The organism is Nostoc sp. (genome assembly GCF_036917975.1).
Lineage (GTDB): Bacteria > Cyanobacteriota > Cyanobacteriia > Cyanobacteriales > Nostocaceae > Nostoc.
Genome location: NZ_JBALEJ010000100.1, coordinates 149,719 through 156,347, shown reverse-complemented (window position 1 = coordinate 156,347; position 6,629 = coordinate 149,719). Strand labels below are relative to the sequence as shown.

Here is a 6,629-nt window from a genome sequence, read left to right as displayed (position 1 = left end):
AAACGAGAAAGAACCTCAAGTGGGTGTTAGCCAACAGGTGAGTTAGTTATCAAGGTCAGTTATTTTTTTAAATAAAAAAACCCCAGTTGGTGTTAGCCTACAGGTGAGTGAGTTATCAGGGTGCATCTACCAATAACCTTTTCTAGGGGCAGCTAGTATCTTCCGGAGAAAATGAACTAAATTAGGATTGATGGTGATGTCTAGGATCAGCTACACTTACGAAACGAGAAAGAACCTCAAGTGGGTGTTAGCCAACAGGTGAGTTAGTTATCAAGGTCAGTTATTTTTTTAAATAAAAAAACCCCAGTTGGTGTTAACCTACGGGGGAGTGAGTTATCAGGGTGCATCTACCAATAATCTTTTCTAAAGTAAATGGGTCGCTACCGGATAAATTAGCAGAGGTTGAAGTTTTTACTATTTGGCGGTCAGAGAAAACCTCAGAGGGGTTAGTTATCAGGACAGAACCTACCAATTAAATATCAGTGCGCTACTTGACAAAATGGGTGTGTCAGGGTTAACGAATAGCACTCAATCTTCAGAAAAAAACCCCCAGTGGGCGTTAGCCAACCAGGGGAGCTAGTTATCAGGGTGCATCTACCACTTAAATGTTCTAGGTTTAACTGCCATACTCCGGATAAATTTATTAGAAAATTGATTGTTGTCGTGTGTCAAAAAAAACAACAGTGAATATTAACTGAGTTAGGGGAGTTAAAGATCAAGGGACATCCATCTACTAATCAAGTATTCTAGGATTAAGCACTATTTTCTGGTAGAGAATATCTGCGTCAGAAGTTGCTGTTGTTTGCCAAAATAAAAAAACCCCCAGTGGGTGTTAGCCAACTAGGGGAGTTGAAGATCAAGGTGCATCTACCAATTAAGTGTTCTAGACCCAAGTAATCCGATCCGGATAAAGTTGTCAGGGCAGAAAAATCAAAATGGCACTGAATTAGAAACATTCAGGGGTAGGATGCATCTAAGTTATTAGAGGGAGCGAAAAATCGACTTGAAACTTTCGCGTTTCAAACCAGATTTAGGAGGCAAGCAGGAGAAGTTGTGACCCAGGAATTCCATATTTCCGTAACCCCGGTAGGGCAAAATGACTACTTGGTGCGGACGGAACAAGTCGCGCCTGGGGTACCATTGGCAGAAGAATTGGTGACTTGGCCTATAGCTGATTGGTTGATGGCTGCTGGGCATTTGATGAATGACCCGTTGAAGTCGGTTTTACAAGGAGATCCATTCACTTCTGGCGGGCATGAAAGCGATATCGCCAGAAACTCTGTTAATTTGGTGGCATTGGGTCAACAATTCTATAATGCCTTATTTCAAGGTACTCTCAGAGATAGTTGGATTACTGCCCAAGGTATTGCCCAGAACCACCAACAAGTACTACGCTTACGTTTGGGACTAAAAGACACTAGGTTAGCTCGTTTGCCTTGGGAAGTGATGCACGCAGGCGATCGCCCTCTGGCTACTGGGTCTTATGTGGCTTTTTCTCGCTTCCAAAGTGGAATTTCGGGGGCTTCTCCTTTGCGATCCCTGCGGGGGGCTACGCCTACGCAAAATATGCCCACACCACTAGAACAAGGTGGTGTCAAAGTATTGATGGTAATTGCTTCTCCTTCAGATCAAGTCCGTCTTGATTTACAAAAACAGGAAGCGATTAAATTACAGGCGGAACTTCAGCGCCAAACATCACGGCTGGCTGAAGGTAACAATCGTTTGCCAGAAATTGAACTTACTGTATTAGACCAACCAGGACGGGAAGAACTGACACAAGCCCTAGAACAAGGCAGATACCACGTTCTACACTACTCTGGTCATAGTAACTTAGGCTCCAATGGTGGAGAAATTTATCTTGTTAGTCGCAGAACTGGCTTAACGGAAATCTTGACTGGGGACGATTTGGCAGGTTTGCTCGTCAACAATAACATTCAAATGGCAGTGTTTAATTCCTGCTTAGGAGCATACACCCCTGCGTCCAATCCTTCTGGAGATACTGGCGAACGTAACCTAGCAGAAAGTCTGGTGAAGCGGGGAATTAGAAGCGTTTTGGCCATGTCAGAACGAATTCCTGATGAAGTGGCGTTGACACTTACGCAATTGTTTTACCGCAACTTGAGTCAGGGATATCCAGTAGATTTGTGCGTCAGTCGGGTGCGCCAAGGATTAATTTCTGCTTATGGTTCTCACCAGATGTACTGGGCATTACCGATTTTATATCTCCAGCCAGAATTTGACGGTTTTCTGAGTCAGGAAACTGAGTTATCCGCAAGTACGGAGTCGCTGAATCAGTATAGTTCGCCTTTAGGGGCAACTTCGATGATGTACTCTGCTATGGCTGATGATAGCGAGATACCTTTAGGAATGGAAGACATGATTCCTTCTGGTTTGACACGTGACTCTTCTGGGTTGGACTGGCTGGGTGAAGATACTTGGGGCGATTTGGTTGATGAAATTGAGTATGATGACCCAAGTTATGAAGAAGATTCTGCGATCGTTTCGGATTTGTTTCGTCAGCTAGATAACCAAAAAGCTGCAATTGAACCGGATCAACAATTTCGTGAAAATAGTCTTCACCAAAACCAGATTTCAGAGGAAACGACTTCTTTGCAAGAGGAAGCAGATTTGTGGGGAGAAGTTCCACCACCGCCACCTGCAACTCCTGGGAACCTGGAAGGAAATTGGCAAAATTCTAATTTTTCGCCGCAACCACTTGCACCAAGAAATCGTACCCGTCGCCGCAGGCTGTGGCCGATTGTGGGTGTTGTGGGAATCAGTGCGTTAGCAGCTGCGATCGGTTTCAATTGGTGGTGGCAAAATCGACCCCAAGCAACCCTGCCTAATATACCAGCAATTCCTACCCAGTCTTTACCTGATTCTCGACCGATTCAAAAGCCACAAAATATCGATTTAGAAACAGCAGCCACGGGAATTGTCACTGCTACTGCTACGGAAAAATTGAGCCAGGGTGACTTGCAAGGTGGGTTGTTGGCTGTAGAAGAACTACTCAATCGGGGCGCACTGGTTGCGGCTGAAACTGCCCTGAAATTAATTCCCAGTAAACAAGCTGACGATCCATCTGTAAACTTTTACAAGGGACGATTGGCGTGGCAGTCTATCCAAACTGGAGACAATAATTATAGTATTGATGATGCCCGTCGTTACTGGGAAACTGCTGCCAAAGCTAAACCCGAATCGCTTTTGTATAATAACGCTTTGGGATTTGCCTACTACACAGAAGGCAATCTAAATCGAGCCAATGATTCTTGGTTCAAGGCTTTGAATTTGGCTCTCAAAGAACAGAACACAAACTCGACATCCACAAAGACGTTAGTGCCTCAAGACGCTTTAACTTCTTATGCTGGTTTAGCTTTGGGATTGTATAAATCTGCACTTAGTCAATCTAGTGGTAAGCAGACACAGTATCTCAATGAAGCGATGAAGTTGCGGCAAATGGTTCTCAAGTCCGATGGAGAAAATTTCCAGGTAGATAAATTAGCTAAAAATTGGTTGTGGACGGAGAAGGCGATTGAAGATTGGCGATCGCTCCTTCAAGAAAAAGGTGAAGTAAATTGACATAATTCCCCGAATGTGCATAGCTAAATTCGGGAATTCTGGACTAGTCCTAACATTCTCTTAACCCTTCTTAAATTTCTCTCGGCGATACCAGCGACGAATTCGCTCAGGTGAAATGCCGAGTAAATAAGCAGTAATTACTAATTGATTAAGTAGCGTCGTTTTCAATACTCCCTTTTGCAACCATCTACGGGCTGAGGTGACAACTGGTGTAGGAATAATTACAATGCGTCCGATACCTTTTAAACGACGCATAAGTTCAAAGTCTTCCATGATAGGCAATTCGGGAAAACAGCCTATTTGCTGAAATACTTCCTTTGTTAAAAAAATTGCTTGGTCGCCATAGGGCATTTGGTAAAAATGCGATCGCACATTTACCCCCCACTCTACCCATCGTAAACTGAAAAGTGACGCATCAATCCGCAATTTAAAAGCACCAGCCACAGTCCCCGGCTGTTGTAGTGCTGTGCGAATCATGTCATCAAACCCCGTTGGCAAACGAGTATCTGCATGGAGAAATAACAGAATTTCACCGCTAGCTGCGACAGCACCCACGTTCATTTGCACAGCACGACCGGGAAAGGATGAGATAACTTTTACACCTAAAGACTGGGCTATTTCTACTGTGTTATCTTTTGAGCCACCATCTACTACTATGATTTCTATATTTGTACTAGGTTGGGTGGTTGTAATTGCTTCTTTGATATTGACCGCTTCATTAATAGCCGGAATAATAATAGAAAGTCTGTAACTTACAATATTCTGATTCATAATTTCTCAAAGGACTAAGGTGCATCAATAATTAAGATACCTGTTCTAAATTTTGTGGCATAATCCACAATAAATCTAATTGGTAATTCTATGATTATCGATCCTCAACAAGTCCCTACAGAAAGAAACACGAATTATCCTGAAGAGTTCAAAGCATTAGTTGCAGGAAGAATACGACAACGGTTAGGAAACTTTGCCGGATTGAAAAACTTTGGAGTAAATTTAGTGAAGTTAGAGCCTGGAAGTTATTCGGCTCTAAGACACTGGCATTCTCATCAAGATGAGTTAATCTATGTTTTGGAAGGTGAACTGACATTAATTACAGATGCAGGTGCAGAAATTCTCACGCCAGGAATAGCAGCAGGATTTCCCGCAGGTGAGGCAAATGGACATCATTTAGTAAATCGCTCATCCTCTGTTGCAATTTATCTGGAGATAGGAGATCGTACTCCCAATGACCAAGTTACTTTCCCCGATATAAAAAATTTCCTAACAGCAGCCAGCCCTGATGGCAAGTCTAGAAAATTTATTCATCATGATGGTACACCCTATTAGACATCTCCAGAAATTAAATGTTCGTTATCCAGAACCCTTGTAGAGACGTAGCAATGCTACGTCTCTACATTCTTTTTCGGAGATGTCTATTGATTCAGAATCAATTAGGGGATTCAAATTTCAGGAGGGTTAGGGAGAATAAAACCTTAACCCAAGTGTATTTGCAGATAATTAACTGCGGTTATCTATCTGAGCGCGTTGCAAACTTCCAGAGAAGTCAACATAGACACTTTTCCATTCTGTGAAAACATCCAAAGCAGTAGTTCCAGCTTCGCGGTGTCCGTTACCGGTTTGTTTCACACCACCAAAGGGCAAGTGTACCTCTGCGCCAATAGTGGGGCCGTTAATATAGGTGATACCTGCTTCGATGTCGCGCATGGCAGTAAAAGCCCGATTGATATCGCGGGTGTAAACTGAAGAAGAAAGACCATAATTGCTATCGTTGAGAATTGCGATCGCATCCTCAAAGGAACTAACCTCAATCAATACCACCACTGGCCCAAATATCTCTTCACGAGCAACTCGCATATCAGGAGTTACATCATCCAAAATAGTTGGTTGAAAGAAGTAACCGTTTTTCAATGAGCCTTCACTAGCAATTTCTCCACCAATTAAAACCTTTGCCCCTTCCTCACGAGCGATATCTAAATATTTGCTCACCTGTTGGAGTTGCTTTTCATTGACTATTGGGCCAATATCTGTATTCGGATCAGTGCCAGCACCCAAGCGTAATTTACTGGTACGCTCATAAAGCATCGCGGTAAATTTTTCCTTGATATCACGATGCAAAATCAGCCGACTGGTAGCTGTACAGCGTTGCCCTGTTGTCCCAAATGCTCCCCACACTGCCCCATCGAGAGCAAGTTCTAAATCGGCATCTTCCATCACCACTTGAGCGTTTTTACCACCCATTTCTAAACAGACACGCTTGTGAGTGCGTCCGCAAGTTGCGCCGACAAAAGCACCCGTTTCTGAAGAACCGGTAAAGGATACCAAATCTACATGGGGATGCTCAACTAAGGCTTTCCCCGCCTCTTCTCCCACACCATGCACCAAGTTAATTACTCCTGGTGGTAAACCTGCTTGTTGAAAAATTTCAATCAATTTAGTTGCACAGGCAGAAGTATCTTCAGCAGGTTTGAGAATGACTGTATTGCCACACACCAAGGCTGGCATAGCTTTCCAGCAAGGAATTGCCACAGGGAAATTCCAGGGAGTAATTAAGGCACAGACTCCGATGGGCATCCGCACAGTCATGGCGAATTTATTGGACATTTCTGAGGGTGTGGTTTGCCCAAATAGTCGCCGTCCTTCGCCAGCACTGTAAAAGGCGCAGTCAATACCTTCTTGGACATCTCCCCTGGCTTCGGTCAAGGGTTTACCCATTTCTCGACTGATTAATTGGGCAAGTTCTTCTTTATGCTGGAGTAATATTTCCCCAACGCGAAAAATGTATTCTGCCCTCGCCGGGGCGGGGACTGTGCGCCAACTACGGTAGGCTTTACGGGCGGCGGCTACTGCTGTATCTACATCCTGAACTTGGGAACGGGGAAATGTGGCAACGACTTCGGTTTTGTCGGCAGGGTTGCGACTTTCTAGGGTTGCTTCCTCTTTGGCACTCAACCATTGACCGTCTATATAATTGCGGCAAGATAGCGGAGTTGTCATTTTGAAAATCTCCGGCTGATGATCTACTGAAACTTGTGTATTTAAGTTTGCTTGCT

At 43.9% G+C, this 6,629-nt stretch carries 4 protein-coding genes; 2 read left to right on the top strand and 2 right to left on the bottom strand.

Going from position 1 to position 6,629, the window contains the following annotated elements:
* Positions 1–1,053: 1,053 nt before the first annotated feature.
* Complete coding sequence (hetF, locus tag V7K76_RS31935; protein WP_334779201.1) at positions 1,054–3,579, top strand: cell division protein HetF; 2,526 nt, start codon at positions 1,054–1,056, stop codon at positions 3,577–3,579.
* 60 nt (positions 3,580–3,639) lie between these two features.
* On the opposite strand, the gene V7K76_RS31930 is transcribed toward hetF, so the two are convergent.
* Positions 3,640–4,350, bottom strand: a complete 711-nt coding sequence (locus V7K76_RS31930; protein ID WP_334779200.1) for a TIGR04283 family arsenosugar biosynthesis glycosyltransferase — start codon at positions 4,348–4,350, stop codon at positions 3,640–3,642.
* A 90-nt stretch (positions 4,351–4,440) separates the two neighbouring features.
* On the opposite strand from V7K76_RS31930, the gene V7K76_RS31925 reads away from it, so the two are divergent.
* On the top strand, positions 4,441–4,905 hold the full coding sequence (locus tag V7K76_RS31925; protein ID WP_334779199.1) for a cupin domain-containing protein: 465 nt from the start codon (positions 4,441–4,443) through the stop codon (positions 4,903–4,905).
* Between the two features lie 171 nt (positions 4,906–5,076).
* Here the strand turns inward: V7K76_RS31925 and V7K76_RS31920 are convergent, their stop codons facing one another.
* On the bottom strand, positions 5,077–6,573 hold the full coding sequence (locus V7K76_RS31920) for an aldehyde dehydrogenase family protein (RefSeq protein ID WP_334779198.1): 1,497 nt from the start codon (positions 6,571–6,573) through the stop codon (positions 5,077–5,079).
* Positions 6,574–6,629 lie beyond the last annotated feature (56 nt).